Origin of the sequence: Streptomyces odontotermitis (assembly GCF_050510915.1) — a bacterium.
Classification (GTDB): domain Bacteria; phylum Actinomycetota; class Actinomycetes; order Streptomycetales; family Streptomycetaceae; genus Streptomyces.
In genome coordinates this window covers 585,816-601,801 of the sequence record NZ_JBNJLS010000002.1, presented here as the reverse complement: position 1 = coordinate 601,801, position 15,986 = coordinate 585,816, and the positions used below count along the sequence as shown (strand labels likewise).

At 73.4% G+C, this 15,986-nt stretch carries 19 protein-coding genes; 14 read left to right on the top strand and 5 right to left on the bottom strand.

Features of this window, described 5'->3' with window-relative positions; genetic code table 11:
- Positions 1–25 precede the first annotated feature (25 nt).
- Positions 26–2,002 carry a DUF5107 domain-containing protein gene (locus ACQB60_RS08865; RefSeq protein WP_496925279.1) on the top strand — a complete coding sequence of 659 codons (1,977 nt, stop codon included), beginning with the start codon at positions 26–28 and terminating at the stop codon, positions 2,000–2,002.
- Between the two features lie 45 nt (positions 2,003–2,047).
- Here the strand turns inward: ACQB60_RS08865 and ACQB60_RS08860 are convergent, their stop codons facing one another.
- A complete protein-coding gene (locus tag ACQB60_RS08860) occupies positions 2,048–2,398 on the bottom strand; it encodes a VOC family protein (protein ID WP_496925278.1) in 351 nt (116 codons plus the stop codon).
- 68 nt (positions 2,399–2,466) lie between these two features.
- A complete protein-coding gene (locus tag ACQB60_RS08855; RefSeq protein WP_496925277.1) occupies positions 2,467–3,042 on the bottom strand; it encodes a hemerythrin domain-containing protein in 576 nt (191 codons plus the stop codon).
- A 93-nt stretch (positions 3,043–3,135) separates the two neighbouring features.
- On the opposite strand from ACQB60_RS08855, the gene ACQB60_RS08850 reads away from it, so the two are divergent.
- Positions 3,136–3,759, top strand: a complete 624-nt coding sequence (locus ACQB60_RS08850; RefSeq protein WP_496925276.1) for a phage holin family protein — start codon at positions 3,136–3,138, stop codon at positions 3,757–3,759.
- A 35-nt stretch (positions 3,760–3,794) separates the two neighbouring features.
- Here ACQB60_RS08850 and ACQB60_RS08845 read toward each other — a convergent pair whose 3' ends face one another.
- Positions 3,795–4,358, bottom strand: a complete 564-nt coding sequence (locus ACQB60_RS08845) for a hypothetical protein (protein ID WP_496925275.1) — start codon at positions 4,356–4,358, stop codon at positions 3,795–3,797.
- Between the two features lie 77 nt (positions 4,359–4,435).
- Entirely contained in the window at positions 4,436–5,533 is a 1,098-nt protein-coding gene (locus ACQB60_RS08840; RefSeq protein ID WP_496925274.1) for an enolase C-terminal domain-like protein, read from the bottom strand.
- Positions 5,534–5,792: 259 nt separating this feature from the next.
- Between ACQB60_RS08840 and ACQB60_RS08835 the strand changes: the two genes are divergently transcribed.
- Both ACQB60_RS08835 and ACQB60_RS08830 read left to right on the top strand, forming a co-directional pair.
- Positions 5,793–7,217, top strand: a complete 1,425-nt coding sequence (locus ACQB60_RS08835) for an NAD(P)/FAD-dependent oxidoreductase (RefSeq protein ID WP_496925273.1) — start codon at positions 5,793–5,795, stop codon at positions 7,215–7,217.
- A gap of 2 nt (positions 7,218–7,219) precedes the next feature.
- Entirely contained in the window at positions 7,220–9,079 is a 1,860-nt protein-coding gene (locus ACQB60_RS08830) for a transketolase (RefSeq protein ID WP_496925272.1), read from the top strand.
- Here the strand turns inward: ACQB60_RS08830 and ACQB60_RS08825 are convergent.
- On the bottom strand, positions 9,054–9,590 hold the full coding sequence (locus ACQB60_RS08825; RefSeq protein WP_496925271.1) for a hypothetical protein: 537 nt from the start codon (positions 9,588–9,590) through the stop codon (positions 9,054–9,056). The two genes, ACQB60_RS08830 and ACQB60_RS08825, sit on opposite strands and share 26 nt — an antisense overlap.
- Before the next feature lie 117 nt (positions 9,591–9,707).
- Between ACQB60_RS08825 and ligD the strand changes: the two genes are divergently transcribed.
- The 10 genes from ligD to ACQB60_RS08775 are packed head-to-tail and all read left to right on the top strand — an operon-like array spanning position 9,708 to position 15,970.
- The gene (ligD, locus tag ACQB60_RS08820) at positions 9,708–10,670 is read left to right on the top strand and encodes a non-homologous end-joining DNA ligase (protein WP_496925270.1); all 963 of its coding nucleotides are present in this window, start codon (positions 9,708–9,710) and stop codon (positions 10,668–10,670) included.
- Between the two features lie 37 nt (positions 10,671–10,707).
- Positions 10,708–11,064 carry a gas vesicle protein GvpO gene (locus ACQB60_RS08815; RefSeq protein ID WP_496925269.1) on the top strand — a complete coding sequence of 119 codons (357 nt, stop codon included), beginning with the start codon at positions 10,708–10,710 and terminating at the stop codon, positions 11,062–11,064.
- A gap of 58 nt (positions 11,065–11,122) precedes the next feature.
- Positions 11,123–11,551: a gas vesicle protein GvpJ gene (gene gvpJ, locus ACQB60_RS08810; protein WP_496925268.1), complete on the top strand. Its 429-nt coding sequence runs from the start codon at positions 11,123–11,125 to the stop codon at positions 11,549–11,551.
- Positions 11,548–12,327 carry a GvpL/GvpF family gas vesicle protein gene (locus ACQB60_RS08805; protein ID WP_496925267.1) on the top strand — a complete coding sequence of 260 codons (780 nt, stop codon included), beginning with the start codon at positions 11,548–11,550 and terminating at the stop codon, positions 12,325–12,327. The genes gvpJ and ACQB60_RS08805 overlap by 4 nt, the downstream gene beginning before the upstream one ends.
- A gap of 9 nt (positions 12,328–12,336) precedes the next feature.
- Complete coding sequence (locus ACQB60_RS08800) at positions 12,337–12,576, top strand: gas vesicle protein GvpG (protein ID WP_496925266.1); 240 nt, start codon at positions 12,337–12,339, stop codon at positions 12,574–12,576.
- Positions 12,577–12,598: 22 nt separating this feature from the next.
- Positions 12,599–13,306 carry a DNA primase gene (locus ACQB60_RS08795; RefSeq protein WP_496925265.1) on the top strand — a complete coding sequence of 236 codons (708 nt, stop codon included), beginning with the start codon at positions 12,599–12,601 and terminating at the stop codon, positions 13,304–13,306.
- Positions 13,299–14,492: an SRPBCC family protein gene (locus tag ACQB60_RS08790; protein WP_496925264.1), complete on the top strand. Its 1,194-nt coding sequence runs from the start codon at positions 13,299–13,301 to the stop codon at positions 14,490–14,492. The genes ACQB60_RS08795 and ACQB60_RS08790 overlap by 8 nt, the downstream gene beginning before the upstream one ends.
- Positions 14,489–14,827 (top strand): gas vesicle protein, encoded by a 339-nt coding sequence (locus ACQB60_RS08785; protein WP_496925263.1) that lies wholly within the window; start codon positions 14,489–14,491, stop codon positions 14,825–14,827. Before ACQB60_RS08790 ends, ACQB60_RS08785 begins: the two co-directional genes overlap by 4 nt.
- Positions 14,820–15,737: a GvpL/GvpF family gas vesicle protein gene (locus ACQB60_RS08780; RefSeq protein ID WP_496925262.1), complete on the top strand. Its 918-nt coding sequence runs from the start codon at positions 14,820–14,822 to the stop codon at positions 15,735–15,737. The genes ACQB60_RS08785 and ACQB60_RS08780 overlap by 8 nt, the downstream gene beginning before the upstream one ends.
- Entirely contained in the window at positions 15,734–15,970 is a 237-nt protein-coding gene (locus tag ACQB60_RS08775) for a gas vesicle protein (RefSeq protein WP_496925261.1), read from the top strand. The genes ACQB60_RS08780 and ACQB60_RS08775 overlap by 4 nt, the downstream gene beginning before the upstream one ends.
- The last annotated feature ends 16 nt before the right edge of the window (positions 15,971–15,986 follow it).

Below are 15,986 nucleotides of genomic sequence, written 5' to 3'. Positions count from 1 at the left end.
GTCGGTGTGGGCTGCACCGTGTTCCATGGTCGTTGTGACGACCACCGTGCGCCGTGCCGAACTGATCCTGCCCGCGGCCCCGTTGGGGCCCGAGAACCCGCTGCCCCCGCTGCGTCCGCTCGACGAGGTGCACACCCTCGACGAGCGGTCCCTCGACGGGCTGCCGCGCGACATGGCGCGCCAGCTCGGCTACGAGCCGCTGCGCTCCGTGCTGCCCGCGCGGATCCTCGACGGGTACGGGAGGGAGCGCACCCCCACCGCGCTCGACGCGATCGTCATCGAGAACGAGCGGCTGCGCGCCACCGTCCTGCCGGGCTACGGCGGACGCGTCCACTCCCTCGTGCAGAAGGCGACCGGGCGCGAACTGCTGTACCGCAACCCGGTGCTGCAGCCCGCCGACTTCGCCCTGAACGGCGCCTGGTTCTCCGGCGGCATCGAGTGGAACATCGGCGCCACCGGGCACTCCACGCTCGCCTGCGCGCCCCTGCACGCCGCCCGCGTGCCCGCCCCCGACGGCGGCGAGATGCTGCGCCTGTGGGAGTGGGAGCGGCTGCGCGACCTGCCCTTCCAGGTCGACCTGTGGCTGCCGCAGGACTCCGACTTCCTGTACGTGGGCGTGCGCGTCCGCAACCCGCACGAGCGGCCCGCGCCCGTGTACTGGTGGTCCAACATCGCCGTTCCGGAGCGGAGCCGGGTGCTCGCTCCCGCCGACGAAGCCTGGCACTTCGGGTACGCGCGGCGCCTCAGCCGGGTGCCCGTACCGGAACACGAGGGCACCGACCGCACGTATCCGCTGAAGTCCACCCATGCCGCCGACTACTTCTACGACCTGCCCGACGGGGCGCGCCGCTGGATCGCCGCCCTCGACGAGGAGGGGCGCGGGCTCGTGCAGACCTCCACCGGGCTGCTGCGCGGGCGCAAGCTGTTCATGTGGGGGTCGGGGCCCGGCGGGCGGCGCTGGCAGGAGTGGCTGACCGAGCCCGGCACCGGCGGCTACGCGGAGATCCAGGCGGGACTCGCCCGCACCCAGCTGGAGCACGTACGCCTGGAAGCCGAGAGCGAGTTCTCCTGGCTGGAGGCGTACGGACCCCTGGAGGCCGACGCCGGCGCGGTGCACGGAGCGGACTGGGCCGCCGCGCGCGGGCAGGTCGAGGGGCGGCTCGCCGCCGTGCTGTCCGCCGAGGCCGTGGACCGGGCCTACGAGGCGTGGCGGCCCTGCGCGGACGTCGAACCCGGCGAGCGCCTCGCCGTCGGCTCCGGCTGGGGCGCCCTCGAAGTGCTGCGCGCTGACTGGAAGTTGCCGGGGACGCCCTTCGAGGAGTCGACGCTCGGGCCCGAGCAGGCGCCCTGGCTGGAGCTGCTCAACTCGGGGGCCGTGCCCGAGCCGCGCCGCGTCGCCCCACCGGGGCCCACGCTGGTCGCCCCGCACTGGCGGGACATGCTGGAGACGGCGCCCGCGCAGCCGCTCGCCGAGTACCACCTGGGCGTGGCGCAGTGGCACGCCGGTGACCGCGCGCAGGCGGTACGGAGCTGGGAGCGCGGCCTCGAACTGGCGCCTTCCGTCTGGCCGTTGCTGCGCTGCCTCGCGGTGGCGGACCTCACGTCGGGCCACCGGGAGCGGGCCGCCGACCGGTACCGGGACGCCTTCGACGACCTGTGCCAGGAGCGGCGGGACGACGGAGTCACCTGGACCGCGGCGACGGCCGCGCTGGGCCGGGAGGCGATCGAGACGCTGCTCTCGGCCGGCCGCGTGAGCGACGCCCGCGGCGTGTGGGAGCGGCTGCACGCCACCACCCGCGCGACCGGCCGCTTCCGCCTCATCGAGGCCCGGCTGCTCCTCGCCGAGGGCGAGAAGGCGGCGGCCAGAGCCGTCTTCGACGACGGCTTCGAGGTGGCGGACCTGCGGGAGGCGGACGAGGCGGTGGGGCAGGTCTGGGCGGCGGCCTCCGGCGGGGAGAGGCTGCCGTCGCGGTACGACTTCCGTATGCGCCCGTCGAGTTGAGGCGGGACGGGCCCCGGCACGGCGTGCCGCAGGCCCTGCCCTTGCTCAGCCCTGCTTGCGGTCCGCGTACTCGAAGACCGAGCCGTCCGGGTGCAGGGCGATGAGGTTGCGGCCCACGGGCGTGGGCACGGGGCCCGCGATGACGCGGGCCCCGGACGCGGTGAGGACCTCGTTCGCCTCGTCGACGTCCGGCACCGCGATCGTCGCGGAGACCTTCCGCAGGATCTCCAGCTCGTGCTCGGGGCCGCTCATCAGCAGGAAGCAGCCGATCGCGGCGACCGAGACGCCGCCGCGCTCGAAGCGCATCGCCTTGCCGCCCGCGAGCCGTTCGTAGAAGGCGACCGAGGACTCCAGGTCCTCGACGCAGATGCGCAGCGTGGCTCCCAGGATCTCCATGAGGAGGAGCCTAGTTGGCGTCGGCGGGCCGCGAGATCGTTTCGGGGGAACGGCTCCCGGGACCGGGGTCAGGTGTGCCCGTCGGCGACCCTGCGCACCGTGTCGCGGGTGCGGTCGACGACCACGGCGATCGGGCCGAGCGCCACGTTCTTGAGGGCCGTGTCCGCGCCGGGGTGCGGCCGGGTCGGGGCCAGGGCCTCCGCCGCCTGCACCGCCCGCGCGAGGACCTCCAGGCGTGAGCGGTCCGCGGCGAGCCGGAGAGGGGCGAACTCGTGGCGCTCCTCGGAGTCCGCGTGGGCCAGCACGTCCTGCCGCAGTGCCGCGAACCGGGTCAGGAAGTCGGGGGAGTCCACGTCCATGCCGTCCAGACGGGACAGCGCGCGCTTCGCCTGCTGCTCCTCCCGCAGCCGCTCGCCGACCACCGTGTCGCCGCCGTCGATGGTGCGCCGGGCGTACGGGTGGACGACCTCCTCCTCCACCGTCTCGTGCACCGCGAGGAGCCGGACCAGTTCGTGGAAGCACAGCTCGCGCTCGCTGCCCTGGGCGGCCACGACCTCGTCGAACAGGACGCGGATGCGGGCGTGTTGGGCCTGGAGGAGCTCCACGACATCGACGTGACGGTCGGGATTCGCGTGCTCGGTCATGCGGGGGTCCTCTTCCTCCGTATCGGGGTGCGGGCCGGCGGGTACCCGGCCGGCGTGCCGTTACGCGCCGTGGTGCGGGGGTACTCGGCCGCCATGACTGAACGCGACAGGCTGCACACCATGAAGGAAGGGACCGACGGTCCCGGCATGCGCGCCACGCGTGCGGGGACCATCGACGGCGCCCTGGAGCAGGCCGTACGGGACGGGCTCCGGGAGTCGCTCCACGACTCGCTCCACGAGGAGCTGAGCGCCTGCCTCCGCGAGGAGGTGCGCGCCCACACCGAGAAGCAGCGGCGCACCGCCAAGCTGTACGCGGCCTCCGGCACCCTCGCCCTGTACGCGGGCGGCGCCCTGGTCGTCGCGGCGGGCCTCGCGATCGCGCTCGGGCTGCCCGGCTGGGCGGCCGCGCTGATCGTGGGCGTGGCGCTCGGCGGCTTCGCGATGATGCTGCGCCAGGCGGCACGGCCGCGTCCGCCGCGGGCCGAGGCGCGGACGGCCCCGCCCACGACGGTGCCGCCCACGACGGTGCCGCCGATGACGGGCGGCGGGCAGACGCGGGCCGGGGAGACGGGAGCCGGCATGCCGGTCGCCCCTCCGGTCACCCCGCCGGGCGGCGCCCAGGGCGTTCCCGCCCCGCCCCCGGCACCGCCCGCCGGCCCCGCCCCCACCCCCGGCACCGGAACGCCGGGACCGGAGGCCCCGCACCACCGAGGCTGACGCCACCGGACGCTCGACCGGCCCGCACCGGGTGCTCACCCGGTGCGGGCCAGCCAGGAGGTGGCCACTTCGGAGGCCACCTCCACGACGGTGCGGCCGTCGGTGGCGTAGCGTGGCGCGCCCTCCGGTACCCGCCTCTCCAACAGGCCCGCCATGAACGCCGAGCGGCGCAGCTGCCGTTCCCGCTCCGAGCCCTGCTCCCGCGCGGTCAGCCGCACCCGGACGGTGGCGTCCGTCGCCGTGAGCAGCGCCCGCGTGATCCGGACCTGATACCGCCCACCGGGCCCGCTCAACGCCTTCAGGAACATCCACTCCTCGCTCGCCATCACACTCGCCGTGTTCGTGTAGACGAGCCGACGGCAGCCGATGGCCGCGTAGTTGGCCCACAGCGCGGCCAGGTTCCGCTCGGTGAGGAGTGAACGGTCCGGGTCGCCTTCGGGCGCCGGGTGCACCGCGTCCAGGACGTCGCCCTCGATGAACGCGTGCGCCACGTCCGCGGCCCGCAGCCGCGCCGCGACCTCCCAGCCCACGGAGGACTTGCCCGCGCCCGAGCGGCCGCCGATGAGCAGGACGTCAACGATCTCCAGAGCCGGATCCATGGACCGAGACTCGCAGTGCGAGCGCGGTTCACGCCAATGGAATCAGCCCAACGGGACCTGGTCCTACGGGCCGTGGCTCACGCCACCCTGAACGTCTCCACGTCGTCCGAGCGCAGCGTCAGGCCGTGGCCGATGCCGGAGCCGGGGCGGACCACGCCGCCCGTCGGGTCGAGGGCGCCGTCGAAGAAGAGGGACTCGACGCGCACGTGGTCGTGGAACCACTCGATGTGGCGCAGGTTCGGGACGCAGGCCGCGGCCGAGGCGTGGATGTGCGGGGCGCAGTGGGCCGAGACCTCCAGGCCGTGGGCCTGGGCGAGGGCCGCCGCGCGGAGCCACTCCGTGAGGCCGCCGCAGCGGGTGGCGTCCGCCTGGAGGCAGTCCACCGCGGGGATCATGCGGGCGAAGTACGCCAGGTCGTAGCCGTACTCGCCCGCCGTCACATCGCAGACCAGGTGGTCGCGGACCAGGGCCAGTCCGCGCAGGTCGTCGGAGGAGACCGGCTCCTCGAACCAGCCGACGCCGTGCTCGGTGAGCGCCTTGCCGACCCGTACGGCCTGCTTGCGGGTGTAGCCGCCGTTCGCGTCGACGTACAACTCGGCCTGGTCGCCGATGACTTCGCGGGCCGTGGCCACCCGGTGCACATCGCGGGCGGCCGCGCGGCCCCAGCTCTCGCCGATCTTGATCTTGACGCGGGGGATCTGCTGGCCGTGCACCCAGCCGTTGAGCTGGGCCGCCAGATGCGTGTCGTGGTACGTGGTGAAGCCGCCGCTGCCGTACACGGGGACGTCGTCGCGGGCGGCGCCGAGCAGCCGTACGAGAGGGAGTTCCAGGAGGCGCGCCTTCAGGTCCCACAGGGCGATGTCGACCGCCGAGAGGGCGCAGCCCGCGAGGCCCTGGCGGCCCGTGTTGCGCACGGACTGCGTCATCGCGTCGTGGGCGGCGGGGATGTCCAGGGCGTCGCGGCCGGTGAGGACGGGTGTGAGCCACTCGTGCACCACGTCGGCGGCGGCCGCGGGCGCGTACGTCCAGCCGGTGCCGGTCGCGTCGCCCGCCGTGACCTCCGCGATCACGATGGTGGTGGTGTCCCAGGCGCTGGTGCCGTCGGCCTCCGGGGCGTCCGTGGGGACGGTGTAGGCGGAGACGGCCGGGGGCTCGATGCTGACGGTGTCTTTCAAGGGGGCCTCGTGCCTTGTGCGTGACGGGCCGGTCTCCGGCTCGCGGGAGAGGAAGAGCCGGAGACCGGTTCGGGCGGGATGAGCGCGGTGCGGGTATCCGGGCTCGCGTGGTCCAAACCCACCTCTGTGATGTGCCGTGATGTGCTGTGATCTGCCGCGAAGTGCCGTGCAGTGCCGTTCGTGGAGTCGCGGCGTCGCGTTTGGGAGGTCCGGGTCAGGGCACGCGGGAGGTCCGTCCGACCGCGCCGGAGGCGTTTCCGTGACCCGTATCCCGATCCGATCCACTGGCCGCAGCGCCGACCGCAGCAGCGGCGGCACAGGCCGGTCCCACACCGTCGTCGTCGGGGCCGGGTTCGCCGGCTACCAGACCGCCCGCACCCTCTCCCGGCTCAGCCGGCACCGGGGCGGCAACACCGACATCACCCTGCTCAACCCCACCGACTACTTCCTCTATCTGCCCTTGCTGCCCCAGGTCGCCGCGGGCCTCCTGGAAGCCCGCCGGGTCACCGTCTCGCTGAGCCGCACCCTGCCCCGCGTACGCCTCGTCCTCGGCGAGGCCGACGGCGTCGACCTGGACCGGAACGCCGTGCGGTACACCGATCCCGAGGGCGGGCACGGGGAGCTGACGTACGACCGGCTCGTGCTCGCCGTCGGGAGCGTGAACAAGCTGCTGCCCGTGCCGGGCGTCGCCGAGCACGCGCACGGGTTCCGGGGGATCCCCGAAGCCCTGTACACGCGCGATCACGTGATCCGGCAGATCGAGCTGGCGGCGGCCGCGGACGATCCGGCCGAGTGCCGGTCCAGGTGCACCTTCGTGGTCGTCGGCGGCGGCTACACCGGTGTCGAACTCGCCGCGCAGGGCGCCATGCTGACCGACGCGCTCGTGCGCAAGCATCCGCTGCGCGGCGGGATGCGGCCGCGCTGGCTGCTGCTCGACATCGCCGACCGGGTGCTGCCCGAGCTCGACCGCAGGCTGTCCGGGACCGCCGACCGCGTGCTGCGGCTGCGCGGCGTCGACGTGCGCACCGGCACCTCCGTGAAGGAGGCGACGCCCGAGGGAGCGCTCCTCGACGACGGGGAGTTCATCGACTCGCGGACCCTGATCTGGTGCGTCGGCGTGCGGCCCGATCCGCTGGTGGCGAGCGTCGGCAGGCCGCTGGAGCGCGGGCGGCTGCTCGTCGACCCGTATCTCAACGTGCCGGGGCACCCCGAGGTGTTCGCGTGCGGGGACGCCGCCGCCGTGCCCGATCTGACCAGGCCGGGGGAGTACACGCCGATGACGGCCCAGCACGCCTGGCGCCAGGGCAAGGTGGCAGGCGCCAACGTCGCCGCGTCCCTCGGCTTCGGCAACCGGCGCTCCTACCGCCACCACGACCTCGGCTTCACCGTCGACCTCGGCGGCGCCCGCGCGGCCGCCAACCCCCTCGGCATCCCGCTGTCCGGGCCGCTCGCCGGGGCCGTCACCCGCGGCTACCACCTCGCGGCCATGCCCGGCAACCGGGTGCGGGTCGCCGCCGACTGGCTGCTGGACGCCGTACTGCCGCGCCAGGACGTCCAGTTGGGCCTGGTCCGGTCGTGGTCGGTGCCCCTGGACACGGCCTCGCCGGAAGTGGCCCGGCTGCCCGGCGGGCCGCCGCGGCCCGAGGAAGAGCGCAACGAACGACCCGAAGGAGAGGACCGCTGACCATGCCCCTGAACCACGCCAACCTCGAGGTGACCGAGCTCGCCCGGCAGTTGCGGGTCGACTCGGTCCGGGCCGCGGCCGCCGCCGGATCCGGGCACCCCACCTCGTCGATGTCCGCCGCCGACCTCATGGCGGTCCTGCTCACCCGGCACCTCCGCTACGACTTCGACCGGCCCGAACACCCCGGCAACGACCGGTTCGTCCTCTCCAAGGGGCACGCCTCACCTCTCCTCTACGCCGCCTACAAGGCCGCCGGAGCCATCGACGACGACGAACTCCTCTCCTTCCGCACCCTCGGCGGCCGACTCGAAGGGCACCCCACCCCGCGCCGCCTGCCCTGGGTCGAGGTTGCCACCGGCTCGCTCGGACAGGGGCTGCCGATCGGCGTGGGGATGGCCCTGTCCGGGCAGCGGCTCGACCGGATCCCCTACCGGGTCTGGGTGTTGTGCGGGGACAGCGAGCTGGCGGAGGGCTCGGTGTGGGAGGCCGCCGAGCACGCCGGGTACGAGCACCTGGACAACCTCACCGCGATCGTCGACGTCAACCGGCTCGGTCAGCGCGGGCCCACCCGCCACCAGTGGCACCTCGAGGAGTACGCGCGCCGCCTGATCGCCTTCGGCTGGCACGTCGTCGCCGTCGACGGGCACGACCCCGACGCGGTCGACCGGGCCTTCCAGGAGGCGGAGTCCACCATCGGCCAGCCCACCGCGATCCTCGCCCGCACCCTGAAGGGCCGGGGCGTCGCCGCCGTCGAGGACCGCGAGGGCATGCACGGCAAGCCGCTGCCCGACCCGGAGGCGGCCATCGAGGAGCTGGGCGGGGTGCGCGACGTGCACGTCCACGTCCAGACGCCGCCCGCTGCCCGGATGCTGCACGCCGTGCGCTCCGGCCACCTGGAGCTGCCCCGCCATGAGGTGGGCGAGTCCGTCGCCACCCGCACCGCCTACGGGCAGGCCCTCACCGCCCTCGGCACCGCGCGCGGCGACGTGGTCGCCCTTGACGGCGAGGTCGGCGACTCGACGCGCGCCGAGTACTTCGCGAAGGAACACCCCGACCGGTTCTTCGAGTGCTACATCGCCGAGCAGCAACTCGTCGCCTCCGCGGTGGGGTTGGCGGCGCGCGGCTGGGTGCCGTACGCCTCGACGTTCGCGGCCTTCCTCTCCCGCGCCCACGACTTCGTCCGGATGGCGGCGGTCGGCGGCGCGGGCATCAACCTCGTGGGCTCGCACGCCGGTTGCGCCATCGGACAGGACGGTCCCTCGCAGATGGGCCTGGAGGACCTCGCGATGTTCCGTGCCGTGCACGGCTCGACGGTCCTCTACCCGTGCGACGCCCACCAGACGGGGCGGCTCGTCGCGGCGATGGCGGAGCTGGAGGGGGTGCGGTACCTGCGCACGTCCCGCGGGGACATGCCGGTCCTTTACGGGCCCGACGAGGAGTTCCCCGTCGGCGGCGCGAAGGTGCTGCGCTCGTCCGACGCGGACCGGCTGACCGTCGTCGCGGCGGGCGTGACGGTCCACGAGGCCCTGGCCGCAGCCGAGTTGCTCGACCGCGAGGGCATCCAGGTGCGCGTCGTCGACCTGTACTCCGTCAAGCCCGTCGACAAGCGCACCCTGCGGGAGGCGGCCGCCCGCACCGGCTGTCTGCTCACCGTCGAGGACCACCGGCCCGAGGGCGGCCTCGGCGACGCCGTCCTGGACGTCTTCACCGACGGCATCCCCGTGCCGCGCCTGGTGCGGCTCGCCGTGCGCACCATGCCGGGTTCGGCCTCCCCGGCCGAGCAGCTGCACGCGGCGGGCATCGACGCCGAGTCGATCGCGGCTGCGGCGCGGCTGCTCACCGAGCAGGCGGTGGTGCGGTGAGCGAGCCGGGCCTGCCGGGCGTCGCCCGCTTGAAGTAGGCGTTCGCGGCGGGCCGGAACATCAGCACCACGGCGGTGAGCACGGCCGCCAGGTGCAGCACCCGGCTCGCCCCGAACAGCACGTCGGCGACGGAGAGATCCGTGACCGTGTCGCCGATGTCGTGCCCGTCCGCCAGCCACTGGACGGGCCCGATCAGCAGTGAGAGCGTCCCGAACACCCCGAGTCCGACGGCGAGGGCGCACCGCGCCCAGTTCCGGCCGCGCCGCAGCTGCACGGCGAGCAGCACGGCCGCCGAGAACACCGCCATGCGCAGCGCGACGCCCCCGGCGAGCGCCCCGAGGGAGCCGTCCGCGCCGGTGGCCCGGTCCACCACGGCGACGGCGGTCTCGAAGACGCCGGCCGCGACGGCAACCAGCCAGAGCACGAAGGCGGCGTGCACGGGAGCGGGCGCCGGAGGCGCGTCGGCGCCCAGCGGATCGTACGGAGGACGGAGGCGGGAGGGTTTCGTCATAGCTCGATGCTGCCGGGGCGAGACGCCGGGAACACGCCGGAGGGCCACCGGCCGTGGGGTGGAGATAACCCCCCTGACCAGGTGGGTTCAACGAGAGAGGGAAGCGAGTCAGCCACCATGGACAACGGCACCCAGTCGGTACGGGCGGGTCGCCACACCGTGCACCTGCACCGGCCGGACAAGGTCCTCTTCCCCAAGAGCGAGGACGGGAACGGAATCAAGAACGAGGTGACCAAGGCGGACCTCTTCGCCTACTACCGGGCCGTCGCACCTTTCATGCTCCCGCACCTGCGCGGGCGCCCGCTGATGCTGGAGCGGCTGCCCGACGGCGTGGGCGGGCCCCGCTTCGTCCAGAAGGACACCCCCGACCACTACCCGGAGTGGGTGACCCGGGCCGAGGTCCCCAAGAAGGAGGGCGGCAGCCTGCGCCACACCGTGTGCGACAACACCGCCACCCTCCTCTACCTCGCCGACCAGGCATGCCTCACCCTGCACCGCTTCCAGTCCCGCACCGGACACCTCGACTTCCCGGACCGCCTGGTCTTCGACCTCGACCCGCCCGGGTCCGGGGCCGGTTCCGGGTCCGGGGACGACTTCGACGCCGTGCGCGCCGCCGCCCACCTGCTCGGCGAACGCCTCGACCAGGTGGGCCTGCCCTCCGCGCCGATGACGACGGGCTCGCGCGGACTGCACATCGTGGTACCCCTCGACGGCCGGCACGACGTCGACGACGTCCGGGCCTTCGCCAAGGACCTCGCCGACGGCCTCGTCGCCGCCCACCCCGACGAGCTCACCACCGCGGCCCGCAAGAAGGACCGCGGCGCGCGCCTCTACCTGGACGTGCAGCGCAACGGCTACGCGCAGACCGCCGTCGCCCCGTACGCGGTGCGGGCCAGGCCGGGCGCGCCCGTCGCCACCCCGCTCGCCTGGGCCCAGCTCGACGAACCGGGCCTGGGAGCCCGCCGCTGGAGCGTCGCCGACGCCGTCGAACAGGCCCGCACCAACCCCTGGGAAGGGCTCCTGAACCGGGGCCGCGCCCTCGGCCCGGCCCGCCGCAGGCTGCGCGCCCTCGGTGTTTGACCCGGCCCTTCCTGGTGACCCGGACCCGGAGGTGGCCATGGCTGAAGCATCCCGAACACCCAAAGCACCCCGTACGCGCAAAGCGGCGGACACGCCCGAAGCAGCAGCTGCACCTGAAGCACCCCGAGACACGGGGACCGTGCTGCGCCAGGCGCGCGACCAGCTGGTGGAGCTCACCGGACTGGAGGCCGAGGCGGTGACGTCCTTCGAACGCACCGAGGACGGCTGGCGCCTGGTCGTCGAAGTGCTCGAACTGGCCCGGGTCCCCGACACGATGAGCCTCATCGCGAGCTACGAGGTGGAACTCGACCAGCGAGGAGAGCTCACCGGCTACCGCAGGATCGGCCGCTACGAGCGCGGGCGGGCCGACCCACATCGTCGTGGCGGCCAGTAGGCCGCCGACCGCGCGCTCCCCACACCCGTATGCCCCAAGGCAAGGAGGAACGGTCGGTATGACCGTCGTCCCGGCACAGCAGAGCGGCGGCTCAGGCGGCACCAGCGGCCTGTATGACGTCGTCGAACTCATCCTGGACCGAGGTCTGGTGATCGATGCTTTCGTGCGCGTCTCGCTCGTCGGCATCGAGATCCTCAAGGTCGACGTCCGCGTGGTCGTCGCCAGCGTCGACACCTATCTCCGCTTCGCCGAGGCGTGCAACCGCCTCGACCTGGAGGCGGGACCGCGCAAGAGCCCCGGCGTCCCCGACCTGATGGGACAGCTCACCGAGTCCGGAGCCCGCGGCAAGTCGAAGGGCGCGCTCTCCGGGGCGGCCGAGACCATCTCCGACGCGTTCAAGCAGGCCCGCGAGGAGGGCGAGACGCAGGAACGGCCGCGCGCCCGGCGCTCCTCGTCGTCCGCACGCCGTAAGGAGGAGAAGGAGTGAGCACGTACATCTACGGCATCGCGGCGCGCTCCCACCCCGCGCTGCCCAAGGACATGGGAGGCATCGGCGACCCGCCGCGCCCGGTGCGCATTCTGGAGCACGGCGAGCTCGCAGCGATCGTCAGCGACGCCCCCGAGGACCTGCGGCCCAAGCGGCGCGACCTCCTCGCCCACCAGAGCGTCCTGAGCGAGGCGGGCGCCGCGGGCTCCGTCCTGCCGCTGCGCTTCGGCAGCCTCGCCCCCGACGACGAGTCCGTCGTGACGGTGCTCGACGAGCGCGCCGACCACTACGAGGAACGGCTGCATGCCCTGGCGGGCCGGGTCGAGTACAACGTCAAGGCCAGCCACGACGAGCAGGCCGTGCTGCACCAGGTGCTCGCCGAGAACCCCGAGCTGCGCGACATGGTCGTCGCCAACCAGCGTGCGGGCGGCGGGAGTTACCAGGAAAAGGTGGAGCTCGGCGAGCAGGTGACCAATGCCGTACGGGCGCGTGAGGAGAGCGACGGCGTCGAGGTGCGGCTGGCCCTCGAACGGGCGGCGGACGCGGTCAGCGCGGGCCCCGAGAGCACCGGCTGGCTCGCCAACCTCTCCTTCCTGGTGCGCCGCGACACGGCCGAGGGCTTCCTGGCCGCCGTCGAGGAACTGCGCACCAACCAGCCCCACTTGGACCTGCGGGTGCACGGCCCGCTGCCGCCGTACAGCTTCGTCGACCCCGCGCCGTCCGAGCCCGCGGCGCCCGCGACGTCCGCGGCCAGCGGTCGGCGGACCTCGGAGTGACGGCCCGTCATGGGGCTCGTCGGTGAACTCCTGCTCCTGCCCGTGGCCCCCGCCCGCGGCGCCCTGTGGGTGCTGCGGCAGGTGGTCGCGGAGGCGGAGCGCCAGTACTACGACCCGGCGACCGTGCGCGCCGAACTCTCCCGTCTGGAAGAGCAGTTGACGGCGGGTGAGATCGACGAGACCACCTTCGACCGCCTCGAGGGCGAGCTCCTTGAGCGGCTGCGGCACGAGCCGGAACGCGAATTCTGACGATGAATCGAGACTTCTGACCATGAACCGAATGGGATTGGGCCTCGCCGTAGGCGCGGGGTACGTCCTCGGACGCACGAAGAAGGCCAAGCTGGCCTTCGCCGTGGGGACGCTGGTGGCGGGCCGCAAGCTGAGCCTGGACCCGAAGGCCATCGGCACCTTTGTGAGCAAGCAACTGGCCGAGAACCCGCAGTTCAAGGAGATAGGCGACCAGTTGAGGGAGGACGTGCGCGGCGTGGGCAAGGCCGCGACAGGCTCCCTCGTCACCCGCCAGATGGACAACCTCGCGGACCGCCTGCACGACCGCACGCTCGGCGTGCAGGACCGGCTCGCCGGAGTGGTGCCGGGCGGGGAGGCGTCCGAGGACGAGGAGGAGGACGAGGAAGAGGCGTCAGAGGCGTCAGAGGCGTCAGAGGCGTCAGAGGCGTCAGGGGACTCCGGCGAATCGAGCGACTCCGGTGAGTCCGGTGACTCCGGTGACTCCGGAAAGGCTGACCGTTCCAGGCGGCGCGCCCCCAAGGCCGCGACGTCCGCCAAGCCCGCGAAGTCCGCGTCCGGGAAGGCCACGAAGCCCGCCAAGTCCACCGCCAAGTCCGCGACCAAGTCCGCCCAGCGGGCCCCGGCCAAGAAGGCCGCGGCGAGAAAGGCTCCCGCGCGCCGGAAGCCCGCGTCGGGGCGCGCCTCCGAACGGACGGCCGCCCGCTCGAAGGGGGCCCGCAGCGATGACTGACCTCACGAAGACCCTCAAGGACAGCCCCGCCGCCGACCGCCTCAAGGAAGAGGCCCAGGCGTTCCTCATGGCGCAGGCCCAGCGCGCGCTGGTCGGCGTGGGCCACAAGCTGGGCTCGGCCACGAACCGGCTCAACGACATCGCCGAGGGCCGCAGCCCCGGCTTCGCCGACCTGGCGCTCCAGGGCGGCCGGAAGCTCGCCGAGGGCAAGGGCCCGGTGCGCAGCGCCGTGGAGCTCGGCGGCGGCCGCCTGAAGGACAAGGTCGTCGGCGCCTTCAAGGGGCTCGGCGGCAAGAGCAAGAAGAAGGGCGGGGCGGGACAGAAGCCGACGGTCATCATGGAGTACGTCGACGTGGGCGTCCCCGTCCGCGAGGCGTACGACCAGTGGACCCAGTACCAGGAGTTCTCGACCTTCGCGAAGGGCGTCAAGGGCGCCACGGTGGCGCAGGACACCGACTCCGACTGGAAGCTCAAGGTCTTCTGGTCCCAGCGCAGTTGGCGCGCCCACACCACCGAGCAGGTCCCCGACCAGCGGATCTCCTGGACGTCCGAGGGTGCGAAGGGCACGACGAAGGGCGTCGTGACCTTCCATCCGCTCGGCGACAACCTGACCCGGGTGCTGCTGCTCATCGAGTACTACCCCAAGGGCCTGTTCGAGCGGACGGGCAACATCTGGCGTGCCCAGGGCCGCAGGGCCCGCCTCGACCTCAAGCACTTCGCCCGGCACATCTCGCTGCGCGGCGAGGCGAGCGACGGCTGGCGCGGGGAGATCCGCGACGGCGAGGTCGTGCGGAGCCATGAGGACGCGGTGGCGGAGGAAGAGGAGGAACAGGCGTCCGACACCGGGGAGGAGCGAGACGAGCACGACGAGCCCGACGAGTCCGGCGAGGGGGAATCCTCCGAGGAGCCCCGGTTCGAAGACGAAGACGAAGGCGAAGATGAGGGCGAGGTCGAGGGCGAGGGCGAGGCCGCGTACGAGGACGAAGAGTCCGACGAGCCCGAAGACGCCGAAGACGCCCAAGACGCCGAGGACGCCGAGGACTTCGAGGACGAGCCCGCATACGAGGACGAGTACGACGAGGGCAGGGCCGAGGACGAGTACGACGAAGAGGACCAGGGAGAGGAAGACGAAGAGGCAGAGCGCGAACCCGTCGCGGCCGGCGGTGGCGGCCGGAGCCGCCGATGACGACGCCCCAGCGCTCCGGCGGACGGCTGCCCGACCCCTACGGCCGCGGCGAGAGCGCCAACCTCGCCGACATCCTCGAACGCGTCCTGGACAAGGGCGTCGTCATCGCCGGGGACATCCGGGTCAACCTCCTCGACATCGAGCTCCTGACCATCAAGCTCCGCCTGGTCGTCGCCTCCGTCGACCGGGCCAAGGAGATGGGCATCGACTGGTGGGAGTCCGACCCGGCGCTCTCGTCGCGGGCGCGCCGTGGCGAACTCACGCGGGAGAACGCGGAGTTGCGTCACCGCCTGGCGGAGCTGGAGGAGCTGGAAGGGCGAGGCAGAGATGAGTGATGAGCCCCTGAACGAGCGCCTGAACGAGCCCCTGAACGAGCCCCTGAACGAGACTCAGGATGACCTGCTGTACGTATACGCGGTGTGCGGGCCCTTCGGGGAGCGGTTGCTCCCCGAAGGGCTTACCGGAGTCGGCGGGGCGGCGCCCCGCTGCCTCACCGAGGGCGGTCTGACCGCCGTCATCGGGCCCGTGCCCGCGCGGGACTTCGCGGAGCAGGAGCTCCGCGCGCACCTGGAGGACCTGGACTGGCTGACGGAGACGGCGCGCGCCCACGAGAAGGTGGTCGCCGCGCTCACCGCCGTCACCGCCCCACTGCCGCTGCGGCTCGCGACCGTCTTCCGGGACGAGAAGGGCGTACGGGCGCTGCTCACGGCGGAGGCCGACCGGTTCGCCGCCGTGCTGGCGCGGATCGACGGACGGGTGGAGTGGGGAGTGAAGGTGTACGAGACGGAGGGCCCGGCCGACGCCGCGTCGAGCGGCGGCGACCGAGCGACCCCGGCCCCGGGCAAGGCCCCGGCTCCGGGCAAGGCCCCGACCCCGTCCCCGAACACCACCTCCCGCCCCACCACCGGCCGCGACTACCTCCGCGCCCGACGCACCCAGCGAGCGGCACGCGAGCAGGCGGATGAGCGGGCCGAGGAGTTCGCGCGCCGTGTGCACGCCGAGCTCGTCCGGCACGCGGACGCCGCCCGGCTGCACCCGCCGCAGAGCGCCACACTCTCCCGAGCGCCGGGCCGCAACGTGCTCAACGCCGCGTATCTGGTGGAGCGTTCGCGCATCGGGCCCTTCATCGAGGTGGTGGAGCGCAGCAAGTGCGGCGAGCCTGGCCTGCGCCTGGAGCTGACGGGCCCCTGGGCGGCGTACTCCTTCAGCGGTGGCGAGGGGCTGGACGGCGAGGTGGCGCCGTGACCGTCACCGAGCCCGTCACCGATCCCGTCGTCGACCCCGTCTTCGAACGCCGGGAGGTCGCCCTCGTCGACCTCCTCGACCGGCTGCTCGCGGGCGGCGTCGTCATCACCGGCGACCTGACCCTGCGGATCGCAGACGTGGATCTCGTACGGATCGACCTGAAGGCCCTCATCAGCTCGGTGAGCGAACGCGTCCCGTCCCCGTGGGGCTCCACGGAGACGTGGGAGGACTGACCGACCGCGTGGGAGG

Bases quoted from the DNA above. Each gene is read 5' to 3' on its own strand.
- ACQB60_RS08860 (WP_496925278.1), bottom strand. From the start codon at position 2,398: ATGGAGATCCTGGGAGCCACGCTGCGCATCTGCGTCGAGGACCTGGAG.
- ligD (WP_496925270.1), top strand. From the start codon at position 9,708: ATGGACAACGGCACCCAGTCGGTACGGGCGGGTCGCCACACCGTGCAC.
- ACQB60_RS08785 (WP_496925263.1), top strand. From the start codon at position 14,489: ATGACGACGCCCCAGCGCTCCGGCGGACGGCTGCCCGACCCCTACGGC.
- ACQB60_RS08865 (WP_496925279.1), top strand. From the start codon at position 26: ATGGTCGTTGTGACGACCACCGTGCGCCGTGCCGAACTGATCCTGCCC.
- ACQB60_RS08845 (WP_496925275.1), bottom strand. From the start codon at position 4,358: ATGGATCCGGCTCTGGAGATCGTTGACGTCCTGCTCATCGGCGGCCGC.
- gvpJ (WP_496925268.1), top strand. From the start codon at position 11,123: ATGACCGTCGTCCCGGCACAGCAGAGCGGCGGCTCAGGCGGCACCAGC.
- ACQB60_RS08795 (WP_496925265.1), top strand. From the start codon at position 12,599: ATGAACCGAATGGGATTGGGCCTCGCCGTAGGCGCGGGGTACGTCCTC.
- ACQB60_RS08800 (WP_496925266.1), top strand. From the start codon at position 12,337: ATGGGGCTCGTCGGTGAACTCCTGCTCCTGCCCGTGGCCCCCGCCCGC.
- ACQB60_RS08825 (WP_496925271.1), bottom strand. From the start codon at position 9,590: ATGACGAAACCCTCCCGCCTCCGTCCTCCGTACGATCCGCTGGGCGCC.
- ACQB60_RS08780 (WP_496925262.1), top strand. From the start codon at position 14,820: ATGAGTGATGAGCCCCTGAACGAGCGCCTGAACGAGCCCCTGAACGAG.
- ACQB60_RS08850 (WP_496925276.1), top strand. From the start codon at position 3,136: ATGACTGAACGCGACAGGCTGCACACCATGAAGGAAGGGACCGACGGT.
- ACQB60_RS08815 (WP_496925269.1), top strand. From the start codon at position 10,708: ATGGCTGAAGCATCCCGAACACCCAAAGCACCCCGTACGCGCAAAGCG.
- ACQB60_RS08830 (WP_496925272.1), top strand. From the start codon at position 7,220: ATGCCCCTGAACCACGCCAACCTCGAGGTGACCGAGCTCGCCCGGCAG.
- ACQB60_RS08855 (WP_496925277.1), bottom strand. From the start codon at position 3,042: ATGACCGAGCACGCGAATCCCGACCGTCACGTCGATGTCGTGGAGCTC.
- ACQB60_RS08790 (WP_496925264.1), top strand. From the start codon at position 13,299: ATGACTGACCTCACGAAGACCCTCAAGGACAGCCCCGCCGCCGACCGC.